At 45.2% G+C, this 18,784-nt stretch carries 15 protein-coding genes; 7 read left to right on the top strand and 8 right to left on the bottom strand.

The annotated features are described in order from the left end of the window. Nucleotides 1–47: 47 nt before the first annotated feature. Nucleotides 48–2,060, bottom strand: coding sequence for a 2,4-dienoyl-CoA reductase FMN-binding domain-containing protein (locus AC6R00_RS20735; RefSeq protein WP_500641756.1), 2,013 nt, complete (start codon nucleotides 2,058–2,060; stop codon nucleotides 48–50). A gap of 200 nt (nucleotides 2,061–2,260) precedes the next feature. Here AC6R00_RS20735 and sppA point away from each other — a divergent pair, with 200 nt between their 5' ends. Then, nucleotides 2,261–4,111 (top strand): signal peptide peptidase SppA, encoded by a 1,851-nt coding sequence (gene sppA, locus AC6R00_RS20730; RefSeq protein ID WP_500641755.1) that lies wholly within the window; start codon nucleotides 2,261–2,263, stop codon nucleotides 4,109–4,111. Between the two features lie 156 nt (nucleotides 4,112–4,267). Then, nucleotides 4,268–5,284, top strand: coding sequence for an asparaginase (ansA, locus tag AC6R00_RS20725; protein ID WP_004749650.1), 1,017 nt, complete (start codon nucleotides 4,268–4,270; stop codon nucleotides 5,282–5,284). 64 nt (nucleotides 5,285–5,348) lie between these two features. On the opposite strand, the gene AC6R00_RS20720 is transcribed toward ansA, so the two are convergent. Then, nucleotides 5,349–6,689, bottom strand: coding sequence for an aminotransferase-like domain-containing protein (locus tag AC6R00_RS20720; protein ID WP_500641754.1), 1,341 nt, complete (start codon nucleotides 6,687–6,689; stop codon nucleotides 5,349–5,351). Nucleotides 6,690–6,849: 160 nt separating this feature from the next. Between AC6R00_RS20720 and AC6R00_RS20715 the strand changes: the two genes are divergently transcribed. From AC6R00_RS20715 to AC6R00_RS20705, 3 genes are read left to right on the top strand one after another with little or no spacing between them, the layout of a single operon-like run. Then, complete coding sequence (locus AC6R00_RS20715) at nucleotides 6,850–7,869, top strand: TauD/TfdA family dioxygenase (protein WP_004748906.1); 1,020 nt, start codon at nucleotides 6,850–6,852, stop codon at nucleotides 7,867–7,869. A 14-nt stretch (nucleotides 7,870–7,883) separates the two neighbouring features. Beyond that, a complete protein-coding gene (locus AC6R00_RS20710) occupies nucleotides 7,884–8,756 on the top strand; it encodes an NAD(P)-dependent oxidoreductase (protein WP_500641753.1) in 873 nt (290 codons plus the stop codon). A gap of 16 nt (nucleotides 8,757–8,772) precedes the next feature. After that, the gene (locus AC6R00_RS20705; RefSeq protein ID WP_500641752.1) at nucleotides 8,773–9,558 is read left to right on the top strand and encodes a sulfite exporter TauE/SafE family protein; all 786 of its coding nucleotides are present in this window, start codon (nucleotides 8,773–8,775) and stop codon (nucleotides 9,556–9,558) included. Nucleotides 9,559–9,615: 57 nt separating this feature from the next. Here the strand turns inward: AC6R00_RS20705 and AC6R00_RS20700 are convergent, their stop codons facing one another. The 5 genes from AC6R00_RS20700 to AC6R00_RS20680 form a co-directional block, all read right to left on the bottom strand. After that, complete coding sequence (locus AC6R00_RS20700) at nucleotides 9,616–11,103, bottom strand: M28 family metallopeptidase (protein ID WP_500642215.1); 1,488 nt, start codon at nucleotides 11,101–11,103, stop codon at nucleotides 9,616–9,618. A gap of 218 nt (nucleotides 11,104–11,321) precedes the next feature. Then, nucleotides 11,322–12,629 (bottom strand): serine--tRNA ligase, encoded by a 1,308-nt coding sequence (gene serS / locus AC6R00_RS20695; RefSeq protein ID WP_239852157.1) that lies wholly within the window; start codon nucleotides 12,627–12,629, stop codon nucleotides 11,322–11,324. A gap of 96 nt (nucleotides 12,630–12,725) precedes the next feature. Next, nucleotides 12,726–14,072 carry a replication-associated recombination protein A gene (locus AC6R00_RS20690; RefSeq protein ID WP_500641751.1) on the bottom strand — a complete coding sequence of 449 codons (1,347 nt, stop codon included), beginning with the start codon at nucleotides 14,070–14,072 and terminating at the stop codon, nucleotides 12,726–12,728. Between the two features lie 2 nt (nucleotides 14,073–14,074). Then, nucleotides 14,075–14,671 carry an outer membrane lipoprotein periplasmic chaperone LolA gene (gene lolA / locus AC6R00_RS20685; RefSeq protein WP_004748912.1) on the bottom strand — a complete coding sequence of 199 codons (597 nt, stop codon included), beginning with the start codon at nucleotides 14,669–14,671 and terminating at the stop codon, nucleotides 14,075–14,077. A gap of 103 nt (nucleotides 14,672–14,774) precedes the next feature. Next, nucleotides 14,775–15,389 carry an SEC-C metal-binding domain-containing protein gene (locus AC6R00_RS20680; protein WP_004748913.1) on the bottom strand — a complete coding sequence of 205 codons (615 nt, stop codon included), beginning with the start codon at nucleotides 15,387–15,389 and terminating at the stop codon, nucleotides 14,775–14,777. A gap of 262 nt (nucleotides 15,390–15,651) precedes the next feature. Between AC6R00_RS20680 and AC6R00_RS20675 the strand changes: the two genes are divergently transcribed. Both AC6R00_RS20675 and dusC read left to right on the top strand, forming a co-directional pair. After that, a complete protein-coding gene (locus AC6R00_RS20675) occupies nucleotides 15,652–16,203 on the top strand; it encodes a prepilin-type N-terminal cleavage/methylation domain-containing protein (RefSeq protein WP_004748914.1) in 552 nt (183 codons plus the stop codon). Between the two features lie 68 nt (nucleotides 16,204–16,271). After that, a complete protein-coding gene (gene dusC, locus AC6R00_RS20670) occupies nucleotides 16,272–17,222 on the top strand; it encodes a tRNA dihydrouridine(16) synthase DusC (RefSeq protein WP_004748915.1) in 951 nt (316 codons plus the stop codon). Here the strand turns inward: dusC and AC6R00_RS20665 are convergent. Further along, nucleotides 17,219–18,679 (bottom strand): GGDEF domain-containing protein, encoded by a 1,461-nt coding sequence (locus AC6R00_RS20665; RefSeq protein ID WP_500641750.1) that lies wholly within the window; start codon nucleotides 18,677–18,679, stop codon nucleotides 17,219–17,221. The two genes, dusC and AC6R00_RS20665, sit on opposite strands and share 4 nt — an antisense overlap. Nucleotides 18,680–18,784: the final 105 nt, after the last annotated feature.

Below are 18,784 nucleotides of genomic sequence, written 5' to 3'. Positions count from 1 at the left end.
AAGGTCTCTTCTCGAAGAGACCTTTTTTATGATAATCAGATCGTAAATTACAACTTAACTGCCAGTTCTACACCTTGCTTAATCGCGCGCACCGCATCCAGCTCACCAGCGTAGTCAGCACCACCGATCACATGGAGTTTATCGCCTAGCAGATGCCATTGATTCTCGAACGGTCGAACTGATTCCTGACCTGCACAAATAATCACAGTATCCGCATCGAGCAATTGCTGCTTGTCATCTACAGTGATATGTAAGCCTTGTTGGTCTATTTTGTCATAGCTGACACCGCCTAGTAGATTCACGCCACGTTTCTCTAATGTACGTTTATGTATCCAACCTGTGGTTTTGCCCGGCCCTTTACCTACGCGACCTTTGCGGCGCTGGAGCACCCAAACGGTTTTATCACTCATTGAGTCAGGATAAGGGAATAGTCCCCCTGGGTGAGAAATCTCTTTATCAATACCCCACTCATGCAACCAATCATCCAGATTATGTCCAGCAGGTTCAGTCAACATGGTCGCCACATCAACACCGATACCACCAGCACCAACAATCGCGACTTTGTCACCAACATAAGTTTTTTCTTTAATCAGAGTTTGGTAATCGACCACTTTTTCTGGCGTTTCGATACCATCAATATTGACTTTACGAGGCTCTACCCCTGATGCCATCACCACTTCATCATATTCAGCTAGAAGATCATAGTTTGCATCCGTTTCTAGGTGTAGCTTCACCCCTATTTCATCAATTCTATTGGCAAAGTAGCGAATCGTTTCTCTGAACTCTTCTTTACCCGGAATCTGCATCGCTAAGCGGAACTGGCCACCAATTCTGTCATTACGCTCAAACAGATCTACATGATGCCCTCTTTCAGCCAATGTTGTCGCACATGCCAAGCCTGCAGGCCCTGCACCAACAACCGCAATATTCTTTTTCAGATCGGTAGGGATAACCGTCAATTCAGTTTCTCGACACGCGAGTGGATTGACTAGACAGCCTGCGCGTTTGCCTTTAAACACATTGTCTAGACACGCTTGGTTACAACCGATACACGTATTAATCATTTGAGAGCGATTTTGCTCAGCTTTAATCACAAAGTGAGGATCCGCAAGGAACGGACGTGCCATCGAAACCATATCAGCATGGCCACTGGCGAGAATATTTTCGGCTTCTTCTGGAGTATTAATACGGTTACAGGTCACGATAGGCACATTGACATGAGGGCGTACCTTTTCTGTTACCCATGTAAAAGCCCCGCGAGGAACCTGGGTAGCGATTGTTGGAATCCGTGCCTCGTGCCAACCAATGCCCGTGTTGATAATCGTCACACCTGCATTTTCTAGCTCTTTTGCTAGCATAACCACTTCATCAAAAGTACTGCCTTCCTCAACCAGATCCAACATTGAAAGGCGGAAAATGATAATGAACTCTTTTCCTGCTGCTTGGCGTATCGCTTTCACCACTTCAAGAGGGAATCGAATACGATTTTCATAACTACCTCCCCATTCGTCATAACGTGTATTAGTACGCTTACAAATGAACTGGTTCAGCAAGTAGCCTTCTGAGCCCATTACTTCAACGCCATCGTAACCTGCTTGCTGCGCAAGGGCGGCGCTGTTGGCGAATGCATCAATGGTCTTTTTGATTTGACGAGTACTCATTTCACTTGGGGCGAAGCGAGCAATTGGGGCCTTAATCGAAGACGCGCTTTGGGCAAAAGGATGCATCGCGTATCGGCCCGCATGGAGTAACTGAAGCGCGATTTTACCACCATGTTGATGCACGGCTTCAGTGACAACTTTATGTGCTTTTGCATGTTTCGCTTTACTAAACTCAGCACTAAACGGGTGTAATCTACCACGTAGATTCGGTGAAAATCCGCCAGTTACAATGAGCCCTACACCACCCTTCGCACGTTCTGCATAAAAGGCTGCGAGCTTACCCAGTCCTTCTTTATGCTCTTCTAATCCGGTGTGCATAGAACCCATTAGCACTCGATTGCGAAGTTGGGTAAATCCTAGATCCAATGGCTGAAGTAAATTCGGGTACATGGTAGACATCACTTTACTCTTTTATTGTTGTGGTCTGACCACAATATGAAGAGCTTCAACAAAAATCAAACACCCGTTTACATTTTTGTAACACCGATCAATCTTCTGGTTGTTTGGGTATACTAGTTTAAGTAGGATGGAACTTATCTGAACTTAAATGCTCATAGAGCGGATAAGCCTTAATCTGCGGTTTCCGTAGCGGAGAAAAAATGAAAAAAATATTTAAATTTGTTGGCCTGTTTTTTAAAGGGATTTGGAAGCTCATCACTTTCATTCGACTTGCCCTAGTCAACTTGATCTTTTTGGCGAGTATCGGTGTCATCTATTTCATCTACACCAGCGCTGACACCCCAACGCCTACCGTGCCAAAAGAGTCGGCACTGATTCTGAATATTTCAGGGCCAATCGTTGAGCAGCCAACCTACGTTAACCCTATGGACTCGCTAACAGGCTCTTTCTTCGGCCAAAGCCTGCCTAAAGAAAATGTCTTGTTCGACATTGTCGATACCATTCGTCACGCTAAAGATGACAACCAAGTGAGTGGTATTGTCCTAGCACTGCGTGATATGCCAGAAACAAACCTCACTAAACTGCGTTACATAGCTAAAGCATTAAATGAGTTTAAAGCCTCAGGCAAGCCTATTTATGCTGTCGGCGATATGTACAACCAAAGCCAATACTACCTTGCAAGCTACGCAGATAAAATATACCTCGCTCCTGACGGCGCTGTAATGCTTAAGGGCTACAGTGCCTATACTCTGTACTACAAAACCTTGCTAGAAAATCTGGATGTGAATACGCATGTCTTCCGAGTTGGTACTTACAAATCAGCTATAGAACCGTTTGTCCGCGACGACATGTCTAAAGAAGCCAAAGCTTCAGCCTCGCGTTGGCTTGGTCAGCTTTGGGGAGCCTATGTAGATGACGTCGCAACAAATCGTCAGCTCTCTGCTGATGCGCTTACTCCAGATATGGATGAGTTCCTAGCTCTACTCAAAGAAAACCAAGGCGACCTTGCTGCTCTTTCATTAAACGTCGGCTTAGTTGACGAGCTCGCAACACGCCAGCAAGTTCGTAAACAGCTAATCGATGTCTTCGGTAGCAATGGAGAAGACAGCTACAACTACGTTGATTATTACGAGTATCAATCAACCATGAGCCCAAGCTTTGACTTAGCAGCGGACGACATTGCCATTGTTGTCGCAAGTGGCGCTATTATGGATGGTTCCCAGCCACGCGGAACAGTGGGTGGTGACACGGTTGCGGCACTTCTGCGCCAAGCTCGTAACGATGACAAAGTTAAAGCCGTAGTGCTACGTGTAGACAGCCCTGGAGGCAGTGCATTTGCCTCTGAAGTGATTCGTAATGAAGTAGACGCGCTCAAAGAAGCAGGGAAACCGGTTGTTGTATCGATGTCTAGCCTTGCTGCCTCTGGTGGTTACTGGATTTCGATGAGTGCTGACAGCATTGTTGCACAGCCAACCACGTTAACCGGCTCTATTGGTATCTTTAGTGTTATTACTACCTTTGAAAAAGGGCTCAACAAGCTAGGTATCTACACTGACGGTGTGGGCACATCACCATTCTCTGATGTTGGTGTTACCACCGGACTTTCGAAAGGCGCTTCGCAAGCATTCCAAATGGGCATCGAGCATGGCTACAATCGATTTGTCGGCTTAGTTAGTCAATCGCGTGAAATCCCTCTCGATAAAGTGGATAGCGTTGCTCAAGGCCGAGTTTGGACAGGACAAGATGCGTTAGAGCTTGGTTTAGTTGATAAAATTGGCGACTTCGATGATGCCGTGGCGTTAGCCGCTAAAATGGCTGAAGTAGAAAACTACAACTTGTACTGGGTTGAAGAGCCACTTTCGCCAGCGCAGCAATTTGTCCAAGACTTCATGAATCAAGTTAGCGCATCATTAGGTATCAATGCCACAGCGTTACTGCCAGCCGCATTACAACCAGTTGCAACACAAGTGATTCAAGATGCCAATATGCTGCAAAGCTACAACGACCCTAAAGGTCAGTACGCTTTCTGTTTAAACTGTCAGGTTCAGTAGTCAGTAACTCTGGTCAGACCTAGATTAGTTTCGCAGCGACTACAATGCTAAGTATCAAGATAGGGGGATTCCTGTGCGGGAGCCCCCTTTTTATTGGCTTGGATTGATATATAATCCCACGCTCTGTTCCCCCTACAATTAACTGGTTTCAAAGCAATGGCAAGAAAACATATTTATATCGCCTACACTGGCGGTACCATTGGTATGCAAAAATCCCATGATCACGGTTATGTCCCAGTCGCTGGCTTCATGGAAAAACAACTAGCAAGTATGCCAGAGTTCCACCGTCCAGAAATGCCTGAGTTTACCATTCATGAGTATGACCCACTTATCGACTCATCGGATATGACACCAGCAGATTGGCAGCAAATTGCTGACGACATCCGCGCTAACTATGATAAGTACGATGGTTTTGTCATCTTGCATGGCACCGATACCATGGCGTATACCGCCTCTGCACTTTCGTTCATGCTCGAAAACCTTGGCAAGCCTGTTATCGTCACTGGCTCGCAGATTCCTCTGGCAGAACTTCGTTCTGATGGTCAAGCAAACCTGCTTAACGCGCTGCACATTGCTGCTAACTACCCGATCAATGAAGTGACCTTGTTCTTCAACAATAAGCTTATGCGTGGCAACCGCAGCACTAAATCTCATGCTGATGGTTTTAACGCCTTTACGTCACCAAACCTTCCACCACTGCTTGAAGCGGGTATCAACATCCAAATTAGTAGTGAGATTGAGGTGGGGGCTAAGCCTGAAGGTGAGTTCAAAGTTCATGACATCACACCGCAGCCAATCGGTGTCATTACTATGTACCCTGGCATTTCGCACGAAGTAATCCGCAATACGCTACTGCAACCTGTTAATGCCATGATATTACTGACGTTTGGGGTAGGTAACGCACCGCAGAACCCTGAGCTGTTAGGCCACCTGAAAGATGCGTCTGAACGTGGTGTTATTGTCGTTAACCTAACTCAATGTTTAGCTGGTAAAGTCAATATGGGTGGCTACGCAACTGGCTGTGCTCTCGCTGAAGCAGGGGTAATCAGCGGTTACGACATGACACCAGAAGCTGCGCTAGCAAAGCTTCACTTCCTACTCAGCCAAGGGCTTAGCTACGAGCAAGTAAAAGTGAAGATGCAGCAAGTTCTGCGTGGTGAAATGAGTATTTAGGTACCGAGTTCTATAAAAAAACCGGCGACTATGCCGGTTTTTTTGTAGTTAGGTCAACTCGATACTAGAAAGGAAATACCGTATTCATATTGGATGACATTAAATCTCTTAGCTTCAAGAGCCCTTCCTCTAAACGTTCATCAGTACTGACCGACATCAGTGATAAACGTATATGGTTTGTCCCCTCTCCACTCGCGTCAAAGTAACTTCCACTGCTAACAATAACACCACGATTTTTGGCTTCCATCATAAACCTTTCCTGTGGCCACGATTTTGGCAAAGGAACCCATAGATGATACCCCGCCGCCGAGCTATCAACGTCAGTCAAAATTTCTCGTGCTATTTTTTGCCGCCTCTGGGCAACGCTTCTTTGAGTTGCAGCGATTTCGAACGCCTCGCCAGAGTCGATCATATTTGTGGCAGCAATATAATTAATCGGAGAAGACAACCAGATGTTTGCGCGTATATGAGCATTGATCAACGCCACCTGTCTATCGGGCACTTTGACATACCCACAACGCATTGCGGGACTAATTGCTTTGGACAGTCCCGAAATATGAAAGGCATAATCTGGTGCAAAGTTACTCACTGCTGGCAAAGTCATTTGATCCAGAAAACAATAAATATCATCTTCTATAAGCCAAACTTCATTGTCTTTGACTACTTTAGCAATCTCTTTTCGGCGAGACTCTGGCATTGTTATCCCTGTCGGGTTTTGGTGAGAAGGAACGACAATAACAGCCTTGATATCATGCTGAAGAATTGAATTCTCTAGTTCCGTAGGCGACATCCCTGCTTCATCCATAGGTATAGCGACTACTTGTCTTCCAGACAAACTGGCAATCGCTAAAATCCCCGGATAAGTAAGCGCCTCAACAGCAATTGCATCACCAGGTTTCGTTAACGCGTTTATCAGTAAAGATAAGGCGTGTTGCGCCCCATTAGTGAGCAGAGTATTTTTCGTGTTTCCACCCTCAAGCCCAAAGTATTTCGCCCATTCAACACCTGCTCGCCTATGTTCTTCATGTCCCGAGTGCTCCGTATAACCAATCAAATCAGCAGACAGCGTTTGACTCGCCACTTCTAGCGCCTTCTTTAGTTGTGGAACATTTTTGTATAGACAAGGCTGAAGAATCGAAAAGTTGTAATCCTTCTCATCTTCTGGCGGTTGAATCGCTTGATTTAGCGTTACATCACCACACACAAATGTGCCTCTTCCTACAAAAGACTCCACTCTTCCTTTTTCAGCAAGCAACTTGTAAGCCTTCGCTACTGTCGCTGGCGTGGTATCAAGTTCATCAGCAAGAGTACGATGCGGTGGCAATTTAAAGTTAACTGGATATTCACCTCGGTCAATTCTTAGCTCAATTGCCTCGGCTATCTGATTAAACTTATTCTCACTCACCTTGAATTCCTCTCTGTCTCACGGTTAAGAACATTATGACCTAGTTTAATTGGTATTGAAATTCAATTAACATTTTAAAACAAAAATATTGACATATGTCATTACAAACAATTACATTAGCCAAATAAATAATAACAACGTCAAACTAGGCATACGGAAAATGTTACATTTACAAAAAGAGCCCCAAGAAACGCTCGAAATACAGGAAATCTACATCCCATACGACTCTGCTCAGAGGTTAAAAAGCGCATTTTCACATCTACGAATGAGTGATGATAGTGCATGGTTAAATTCTAAAGAGTGGTTAGGAAGTACTGTTAAACACAGCCTCCCCAATAATATTGTGGAGACCATTGAAGATTTCACCCGCTCAGAACAACAGTCAGCGTTGATCATTCGAGGGCTTCCTGTCGATGCTGACCTGTGTTCAACTCCTTACCAAGGCTACCTACCTCCAAGTAAAACGCCTTTAGCAAGCGCCTGTCACATTGGCATATATCAATTGGCCAAAATCGAACCCATTGCTTATAAGACCGAAAACAATGGATTTCTATTTAGGCATGTTGTTCCTTCCATTCATTCTAGGAACGAAAAGTCTTCTCACGGTTCAACACATACTTTTGGCCATCATGTAGACAATCCAGACCTCCCCTTATTGAGTGAAAACATAAGTCAGAAAAGTGGTTGTCCTGAATACCTATCACTTATGGCCCTTCGCACAGATCTAAGAGTTCGCTCTAACTTCGTGCTGTTAGACGACATCCTGAGCAACCTAAGTCAAGGAGTCATTGAGGCACTGAGCTTACCTCAATTCCAGATAGCTCGACCTGATTCATTTGGACAAGACATTCGCACTGTATTGCCTCTCCTCACTTACGATAAGTCTGGGATCGCACTTTGCCGTTACGACAAGGAAAATACAACGCCGCTCAATGAACAAGCTGCTGCAGCATTGGTGATGCTAGATGCACAGCTGAAAGAGACTAGCTTGCAAAATTCAATTACTTATCAGCCAGGAGACCTACTGATTATTAAGAATCAAAGATTGCTTCATAGCAGAGAAGGATTCTCTCCACGTGACGACGGTACCGATCGCTGGCTAATGCGTCTGTTTGGTATGAAGTCACTATCACGACTAGTGCAAGCCTACCCTGACGTAAAACACATAGGAAAAGACTAAAAAGGAAAATTATCATGGAAATAAAAAATGTAGCGTTTGTTGGCTTAGGTGTTATGGGTTACCCAATGGCCGGGCATATTTCTAAAGCCGGATTTAACACTCGCGTTTTTAACCGTACGGAAACCAAAGCGAGAAAATGGGCGACTGAATATTCTGGTGAATTTGCCATTACACCCGCTGCGGCTGCGAAAGGCTGCGATGTGGTTGCAATCTGTGTAGGGAATGACGACGACGTTCGAAGTGTAGTCTTTGGGAAAGATGGCGTACTAGTCAGCATGGAAGCTGGGGCAGTGCTGGTTGACCATACAACCACTTCTGCTGAGTTAGCCCTTGAACTCGCAGACGCCTGCTCGGCTAAAGGAGTACAGTTCATTGACGCTCCTGTTTCAGGCGGTCAAGCAGGTGCAGAGAACGGTGCGCTGACCATTATGTGCGGAGGAGATGCAAATACGTTCAAAAGCCTATCTCCCTTACTTAATACATACGGCAAGCAATCTGTGTTGCTAGGAGAAAATGGGCAAGGTCAGCGTTGCAAAATGGTGAATCAAGTTTGTATCGCTGGGATATTGCAAGGCTTAAGCGAAGCACTTCAACTTGCTCAATCGTCAGATTTAGACGTAAAGCAAGTCGTCAATGTACTCAAGCATGGCGCTGCAGGTTCTTGGCAAATGGAAAACCGCGCAGTCACCATGTCTAAAAATGAATTCGACTTTGGCTTTGCCATTGACTGGATGCGCAAAGATTTAGGCATCTGCCTAAACGAAGCAAAGAAAAACGATCTTCGCCTCCCAATGACTAAAGAGGTGGACGGTATGTATCAAACACTTCAAGAGCAAGGGTTTGGTCGAATGGATACATCCGTTTTAATACAAGCATACCAAAAATAATAAGGAGCAAAATACTATGGAATGGCTAGGTAATGATATTACCCTTTGGATCTTACTTGCTCTGATGATTTCAGCGTTCGCTGCTGGTTTCATTGACAGTGTGGCAGGTGGTGGTGGTCTTATATTAGTTCCATCTTTCATATTGGCAGGGTTGCCGCCTCAAATTGCTTTGGGTCAAGAGAAGATTGTCAGCACTCTAGGCACTATCGCTGCAATACGTAATTTCATGCGAAATAAATGTGTTGTTTGGACTGCCGTTGCGACGGGTATCCCTGCAGGACTCACCGGAGCTTACTTCGGTGCTGAGGCTATACTATATTTCGAGCCAGATACTATTGGTAAGATCATTTTGGGAATGCTGCCTATTGGTATCGTGTTATCGTTTATTCCAAAGAAAAGCAACGCTTCATCTGAAGAGAAACCACTCAATAAGCATGTTATTTTGTTCGGCGTGCCATCAGCTGTTTTTGTGATTGGTTTTTACGATGGCTTCTTCGGACCAGGGACCGGGAGCTTCTTAATTCTTGCTCTGCATTACCTTTTAAGGTTTGACTTAGTCTCTGCATCGGCAACATCGAAACTGTTCAACTTTGCTTCCAATATTGGTGCGCTGATTGCCTTTATGCTGGCGGGGAACGTCCTATATGCGTTGGCTTTGCCTTTGGTTGCAATGAACTTACTAGGAAATCACTTTGGAAGCGCTTCTGCAATGAAATATGGTGCAAAGCTTATCCAACGAACAATCTCACTCTCGTTGACGCTTCTCATGTGCTCACTTGGCTATAAATTTTTAGTCGCGTAATCCATGTATAAGGTTCGCGTCAAACTAAGCGGCCCATCGGCCGCTTATAATTTGAAACTAGTTTGAAGATGCCTGAAGCGTCACACCAGTGTAAGCACTGTAAGCATCAAGCATGACATGGTAAGTACCTGGTGCGGCTTGGTTAAAGCGACAAGTCTCACTGTTGCCATTGCGATAAGGTCGACAATCCCAATTTGACTTCGATGCAGGAGAGCCGTACTTAACATAGAGGTCAACATCACCACTGCCTCCTTGGGTTGTAAAGGTTAAGCTCTTTTGAGTAGCAAGTTCAAAGGTGTAACTTTGCTGACTTGAGCGTGCTCCAGACAACCCTGTTTTCGGCACGCCATCTTTTAGCACGTTGTCAACGGGAGGCTCAATATCGGATGCATTTGCTAGTTCAACCACATACGACAGTCCAAGCTTTGTAAACTTTACCGCGTGACCACCCGTTGGGTCAGAGTTCTCTAGTGTATCTTGAGAAGTATGAATCTTAGGGTTGTAGTCATTAAACTTAGATTCAAAAGGCATTGCCGCAGAGTAACCCGCATTATGCCAAGAGGCATGATCTGAACATGCGTAACCACATCGATCATATCCATAAGTCAGATTTGGAATATAGGTATCAATTAAGCTAGCTAAGAACTGAGTCAAGTTACTGTCGGTGTAGTCTGTAATAAAGACAATGTCCTCTGCAGATCCTTTGTAGTTAGTCATATCCAGTTGCAATACAGAGACGACATTTTTGCCCTGAGCTTTATAGCGATTTGCGATATCTTGCGAGCCTCTTAAACCAACCTCTTCTGCCGCATATGCCATAAATGCAACGGAACGTTTGGGCTTGAAGTTGTTCTCAGCTAACACTCGAATAATTTCACTCACACTAGCGATCCCCGAAGCATCATCGTCCGCCCCTGGAGCAACTGTATGTTCATCGGTGTGCGATCCAATTGTCGAATCTAGATGTCCGCCAACAATCACCCACTCATCTGGCTTTTCACTACCTTCGATAGTTAGAACAACCGATTTTTGGTTGTATCCTGAGTGAGCAATTTGCTCTACGTTTGACTTTGTCATCGACGAAGACAAATTACGCCATTCATTGGCTATCCAATCTGAGGCTTGTGCTCCTGATGTTGTAGTGTAAAAACGGTTATTAAAGCTTGTTAAAGAACGGATTGTGTTAGTGAGTTGCGATGCACTGACCAATGGTAGCCAAGCATTGAGGGTCGACTGCTGAGAAGGCTTGGGTAATATGAACTGCGCCCTGCTTTGTGGCATTGCGCTCGCGGCCATGGCGCTTTGCGCTGAAGCATGAACCATATAGCCGCCGCATCGGTGATGCTCTTCATGCATGTTATGCGACAGCTCAGCCAGTTGAGCAGTCTGAACTTGACCAACCCACACGTCACCACTGCTCGCAATTGAGTGAGGCAGAATAGATTCTGCTTGCGCTTTCGCGACGGTACTAGCAGCATCGGCACCAATAGAAATCCAAACTTTATCTTCTGCATAAACATTTAAGCATGCCGTAGTTAATGCCATCGCCAACAGCGTTTTTGTATATTTCATTATCCTCTCCAAAGGGGTTTTAAGCCCTAAAAAGTTAGAATAATTATTCAAACATTGAGAAATATTGCTTTTTCATCAGTTTGTAGAGAAAAGTTGTCACCGTTTTATCAATAGATAAGCTGAATATTTAACGTGAAATAGATATAAAAAAGGCGACTCATTGAGCCGCCTTTCATTACTCACTTTGGCTATTAGCCGATGTGCGTTGCGCCGCCCATGTACTTCTGTAGTACAGCAGGGATTGCGATACGACCATCTGCTTCTTGGTTGTTTTCTAGAATAGCAACCATAGTACGGCCAACAGCAAGACCAGAACCGTTTAGTGTGTGCACTAGCTCTGGCTTCTTCTCGCCCTTACGACGGAAACGCGCTTGCATACGACGAGCTTGGAAGTCCCACATGTTTGAACAAGATGAGATCTCACGGTAAGTCTCTTGAGCTGGAACCCAAACTTCTAGGTCGTAAGTCTTACGCGCGCCGAAGCCCATGTCACCCGTACATAGAACCACTTTACGGTAAGGAAGCTCTAGAAGTTGCAGAACTTTCTCAGCGTGACCAGTTAGCTCTTCAAGTGCATCCATTGAATCTTCTGGCTTAGTGATTTGTACTAGCTCAACTTTGTCGAACTGGTGCATACGAATCAGACCACGAGTATCGCGACCGTAAGAGCCTGCTTCAGAACGGAAACATGGCGTATGCGCCGTCATCTTCAGTGGCAAGTCTGCTTCATCAGAAATAGTGTCACGAACCATGTTCGTCACTGGCACTTCAGCAGTAGGGATTAGAGACAGCTTACGTGGCTCTTCATCGTTTACTTTCTCTTCTAGTGGTTCAGTGTGGAACAGGTCTTTACCAAATTTAGGTAGCTGACCAGTACCAAATAGGCTGTCAGAGTTTACTAGGTAAGGCACGTACATTTCTGTGTAGCCATGCTCATCTGTGTGAAGATCCAGCATAAACTGAGCGATTGCACGGTGTAGACGCGCAAACTGGCCTTTCATCACGATAAAGCGAGCACCAGTGATTTTTGTCGCGCTAGCGAAATCTAGGCCACCACCAAGCTCACCTAGATCAACGTGATCTTTCAGTTCAAAGTCATAAGTTTTTGGCTCACCCCAACGAGAGATTTCAACGTTGTCATCTTCGTCTTTACCCGCTGGCACATCGTCAGCTGGTAGGTTAGGGACAGAAAGCGTGATCTCTTCAAGTTTAGCCATTACTTCATCAAGTTCAGCTTTTTTAGCGTCAAGATCGCTACCTAGAGTACCGATTTGCTTCTTGATCTCTTCAGCGCCTTCTTTGTCACCAGCTGCCATTTTTTGGCCGATTTGCTTGGAGATGGAGTTACGCGTGGATTGTAAATTTTCAACTTCTACTTGAATCGACTTACGTTGTTCTTCAAGTGTACGGATTGTCTCTACGTCTAGCTTAAAGCCACGACGCGCTAGTTTTGCAGCTGTATCATCCAGCTCTGTACGAAGTAATTTAGAATCCAGCATTGTTAATCCTATGCTTTTTTAGTAGTGAAATCGCGCTTAAGCATCGTGCTCAAGCGCTAAAAATATTAACCGAACAAATGTATCTAAAATGGAAGCTTATTCATAGCGCTTTTGTGGGCTTTTTGCGTCTAAACTAGCCAAGTAATCTAACTTTTCGCCAATTTTGGTTTCTAAGCCGCGGTTGGTCGGATAATAGTAACGCGTTGCTGCCATTTCAGGTGGTAGGTAACGCTCTCCTGCCGCATACGCTCCCGGCTCATCATGGGCATAACGATACTCCGCGCCATAGCCGAGATCTTTCATCAAATTAGTAGGCGCATTGCGAAGATGTGGCGGAACTTCATACTCAGGCTCATTATGCGCGTCGCGTAGTGCTTGTTTCCACGCCGTGTAGACCGCATTACTTTTTGGTGCACAGGCAAGGTACACAATCGCTTGTGCAATCGCTCGTTCACCTTCCGCAGGTCCAACACGGGTAAAGCAATCCCAAGCCGATAGTGCTACCTGCATTGCTCTTGGGTCTGCATTACCAATATCTTCTGATGCAATCGCCAGCAAGCGACGGGCAATATAAAGCGGGTCACAACCTGCAGCAATCATCCTTGCTGACCAATAAAGCGCAGCGTCAGGATTTGACCCGCGGATAGATTTATGCACCGCTGAAATCAAGTCGTACCAAATGTCACCTTTATTATCAAAACGCGAGACTTTTTCCCCGGCAACTTCAGCCAATAGCTGCAAAGTGATTTCTTTGTCGCCTTGGTCATCTTCTTGAGCCATATCGTATAACAGCTCAAGATAGTTAAGAGACATTCGCGCATCACCATTAACCAGCTCTGCTAGCCTGTCGAGAACGTTGTCAGCAAACTTCGCCGAGACTTTGCCTAAGCCACGATTTGAGTCGGAAATCGCTTGCTGCAAAGCCAAATGAATATCTTCTGTCGATAGGGAGGTAAGCTTATACACCCTAGCGCGAGACAACAGTGCGTTGTTTAACTCGAAGGAAGGGTTTTCAGTTGTCGCGCCGATAAAGGTTACCGTGCCATCTTCAATGTGGGGAAGGAATGCATCTTGTTGGGACTTGTTAAAACGGTGTACCTCGTCTACAAACAAAATAGTCCGACGACCACCCAATTTGTTTTCGCGCGCTTTTTCAATTGCTGCCCGAATCTCTTTAACCCCAGACGTCACAGCAGAGACTCGCTCCACTTCTGCATTGGCGTAGTTAGCAGCCACTTCCGCCAGCGTGGTTTTTCCTGTGCCAGGTGGCCCCCAAAGGATCATTGAGTGTATATGGCCCGCTTCTAGCGCTCGTCTAAGTGGCTTGCCCTCTCCCAGAATATGTTGCTGACCTATGTATTGGTCTAACGTTTCTGGGCGCATTCTTGCGGCAAGGGGACGAAAATCTTCATCCCCAGAAAAGTCCAATGAGTAGTTACTCACATTTAATTCCTTTGGTCATCGACCTCAACACCTTCTGGCACAACGAAAGTAAATCGTTCTGGTTTTGGCTTACTGAGAACAATGTTGTTGAACACAAAGTTACTTTGCTGACCATCTTGCTCTACAACACTAAAACCTTGTACCGCGCCCTTGGCATCAATCTTCAGCTTGAATTGACCTTGATTAGAGTCCACTGCGCTTGGCGTTAGCGTGAATGTATCGCCGTTCTGTTCAACGTTGTAGTTATCCCAGTCGCTGGCACGATTACGAGTCAGCAGAACAAAAGGCGTTTGCTCGGTTGCTTGTTCTTGCCAGTAAATGCTCACTTGCTCGATAAACGGGCTGTAGTACCACAAAGATTTACCGTCTGAAACAAGGACATTTTCGTCAGGCGTTGTTGTTGTCCAACGAAACAAACTTGGGCGAGCAATTTCAACATTGCCCTCACCTTCCATTACGACGTCACCTTCTGGGCTAATTAGCTGCTGAGAAAAGTCAGCGCTAAAACCTTCATTTTTCTGTAATCGTTGGCTCAATTCGTCTTTTGGCGCTGCCATCACTGAAAAACTCATCAGTAGTAATGCGGCAAATTTTTTCATTAAAACTCTTCCTAGTTGTGCGCGTTTAGCTTTGTTATATCGCAATTGAATAACGAGTTTGACCGAATAAAGTTAACTTGGTTCGATTTAAGAATTCAATAACTTAACAGCCGCAGCACTGTTTGAACTTCTTACCACTGCCACACGGGCAAATATCGTTACGGCCAATGTCTTTGTACGGGTTAACGCTTTGAGATTTAGCCCCCATCATTGCTTCGTCTGCCGCTTGCGCGACTTCAGATATCATCAAGTCAATTTGCGGAGACATCTCTTCAAGCGCTGGTGGTGTTTCTATACCTGACGCTTTCATCTGTTCGTGAGTTTGTTCTTCATCAATGGCTAGCATTAACGTAGTCAGCAGAGCTTGAAGCATCCGCAGTGTACCATCGCCAAGGTTCACCTCTGCCCACTGCTCTTCAACCGTAGGCCAAAGCGTCATAAACCCTTCTGCAAAATCGGCTAACTGGTCTCGCTGGCTCGACTCATCCAACAAAGCGAGAAGCGAGTACTCATTACGTTTTAAATAGCTATATTGCTGGTTAATATGGGTTTCGACATCTGCTCGTGCTTTATCAGCCTGCTCTGCAAACACAGACGGCAGCCATGTTTCAGGTGCTAAAGGCTGAGTTGCGAGGTTTGCGGCCAGCGTAAGACCTTCAATAAACAGTGGTGATTCTTCAGTAATTGAGCCTTCGAGTGTCAGTAATTGATACTTCATTATCTTAATCTAGTTTTAACCATAGTTTGGGCGCATTATACCCCTAAGCAAGGCTTGGGGTCACTTCGATACTTTACTCCCTGATTTGATAACCTCTCCTTGTGGTAATTCGACACTCTTCCCGTCACGGCTAGCTATTTGATTTAGTAACTAGCCCTTTTTCTTACTAGCACTTATTTCTCTTTGAGAATTTGCTCATTAGGTGCATCATTCGCCAATGAAACATTTCCTTACATCCTATTGATAGGTTGCGGTCATCAATATGAAAAGATCTAGAATACGCGGTTTCACGCTGATTGAACTGGTTGTCGTGATTGTGATTTTGGGCGTGCTGGCTGTAACAGCTGCACCAAGATTCCTCAATTATCAGCGTGATGCCCATGTTGCCCGTGCCGATGCTGCGTTTGGCGCTTTTGCGAACTCCGTACAACTCTATCAAGCTAAATGGTTAACTCAGGGTGAACCAGAAACACCTGTTAGCTATGGCTCTGGCACTATTTACCCTTCCACTCCGGGCTACCCAATGTCAGTCGGTAGTGCGCCCATTGACCCAACGGTAGGGCCGGTTCGTGGTAGTGACTGTGTTGCAATGTGGAATGCACTAATGCAAGTCGACCTAACCATTCGTCCGTTAACTGGCACCATACTCCCATCAGATACCGATATCGTCTCTTGGTATACCACCAGCAACCAATGCACTTACTATTACACCACTGGCTATAGTAATGGTGAGGAAATGCCTCTATTGCTTTATTCTCCACTAACTGGTGTTATCGAAAAAACCACCGGCAGAAATAATGCGCCGAGTAATTAGACTTCTGAGTACTAAATCTCTAAAATCACGCCTCTTAATTTGAAGACTGATGTTGTGAGAAGAGCGTTATGCGACTAGTGTTGGGCCCAATGGAGGGCGTGTTAGATCATTTGATGCGCGAAATCTTAACAGATATCAATGACTACGATTTATGTGTCACTGAGTTTGTTCGCGTTGTTGATCAGCTACTCCCAGATCATGTTTTCCATCGCTTATGTCCCGAACTAGAACAAGGCTCACAAACTAAGTCTGGTGTACCTGTTCATGTTCAATTGCTCGGACAAGATCCAAACTGGATGGCAGAAAATGCCATTAAAGCGGCGCAATTAGGCGCAAAAGGGATCGACCTAAACTTTGGTTGTCCTGCTAAGTTAGTCAACAAGAGCAAAGGTGGCGCGGCACTATTGCAACACCCTGAACTGATTCACAACGTCGTAAAAGCTTGTCGTAACGCTGTCCCGTCACACACTCCCGTGACTGCAAAAATCCGCCTAGGATGGGACAACCCTGAAGATTGTTTTGAGATTGTTGATGCTATCCAATCTGCGGGCGCCAACGAATTAACAGTGCATGCTCGAACCAAAACCGGTGGTTACAAAGCGAGTGAAATCAAATGGGAATACATCAATCAAATTCGTGAGCGCTTTTCGATTCCGTTGATCGCCAATGGCGAGATTTGGAATTACCAAGATGGTCAAGCTTGTATGGAGACGACGGGTGTCGATTCACTCATGGTATGTCGCGGCGCGTTCAATGTGCCGAATCTAGGGAACGTGGTAAAACACAACCATACTGTGATGCCTTGGTCTGAAGTTGTTGAGCTACTATTGGTTTACTCACAATATGAGATGAAAGGTGATAAAGGGCTCTACTACCCGAACCGCGTTAAGCAATGGTTTTCTTACCTGCGCCACCAATACCCACAAGCCGATGCCCTGTTTAGAGAGATTCGCACTTTTAATAAGGCAGCTCCGATTGTTGAACACATCACTCGCTATCGTGACGAGCTAGCCGCTTAAAACACCAGCTTGTTTTTACCACTGGTTTTTGCCTGGTACAGCTTTTCATCCGCAGCTTTGAACAATTTATCAAAGCTGCTTTGTACATCTCCCTGAATCACTTCGACACCACCAGATACAGTAAAGCCACCTTCTACAGCCTGATGAGACTGAAAACAAATGGCGTGATGAACTCGGTTGATGCTCTTCTTCAGCGCCTCGATGTTGTTACCAGATAAATAGATAACAAACTCTTCTCCACCAATTCGCGCAGCGGCATCACTATCCCGGATACTGAGTGAAATAGTCTCTGCCATATAGGTGATCACACGATCCCCGACATCGTGCCCATAGGTATCATTGATGGCCTTAAAGTCGTCAATATCGAGCACGGATAAAACCGCATACGAGGCATTGGAGCTACCCTGCAGAAAATCTTCTAAGCCACGGCGGTTAAGTAAACCCGTCATTGGGTCTTTAGCAGCAAGCTCCTTAAAGTAGCCGTGCTCGACTCGTGTATTAATGAAGAATAGAACGATGACCGAGAAAACGTAGATAAATAGAGTGACGATTAAACTATAACGTTCAAATGAAAAAAAGTTGCCAATTTCTTTCGGTAAATCAAGCAAGTAGTACAGTGAGTGCTCGCAAACGACTCCATCAATATCAATCGTTTCTAGCCGTAGTGCATTCTGAGGTGGCGCTAATCTAGCACTATCAATAATACTAAGATTTCCCGCCAGTGTTCCTTGGCTATCAAGCAACTCATCATAAGCGATATCAACAGACAGCATCCCTTGATGAACACCTTTATTGAACACAGGCATGGTCATACTCATCACTAAATCGCTCGTCGTGGCAATGGGGGCTGGGCCCGTGAGCGTCACCAAGTCTCGGTTATGAGCCGTTTGATGCCAGAAAGGACGCGCTTTAATGGTCTTGAGTAGATCTAACGTAATGCTTTTTGCGTAGGTGTCTGGGGAGGACATGATATAGCCTTCTTTATCGATGTAGTGAATCCCCAACAAATAGGAGTCGATATCATGCAAGAAAGAGAGTACAGGCGCTAATGAGACCTGACCTGAGACTCTTTGGTAGTCGGCGCTTGACGGATCGCACAACGACACATCGCCCACCAACATGTAGTTGATATCTACCGCTGGTATTTCTTGATGACGCCCATCAGAGAGCAAAGCAGCATCGATCGGCCACATCTGACATAAATCACCTTTGATTTGTCGATTATGCTCGACTAACAGAATATAGTTGGATTTTGAGTAGTTGGAAAAACTGTAATCAAGAGCCGAAATAACTTTCGCCGCTCTGGATAAAGCAGCATTAATTCGCTCATACTCGTCATTAATGTCTCGATTTACTGAGTCATAGTAGTTTTTGATCGTAAGTGCCAAAACGATCAAAGCGATGACCAAGGGCATCAAGAAGACAAACTTTAAACTGAAATGCCTGTTAACTTGCATTCCCTTACCACTCATATTAGAAATTTTAAATTAAAAAGCCCATCAATACTGTATAACAGCAGATAGGCTTAGTAGACAAATTAACGCCAATTGTGTCACAAATCA

Source organism: Vibrio sp. R10-SF1-ISO8 (genome assembly GCF_059833805.1).
This window is presented reverse-complemented; position numbering and strand designations above follow the sequence as displayed.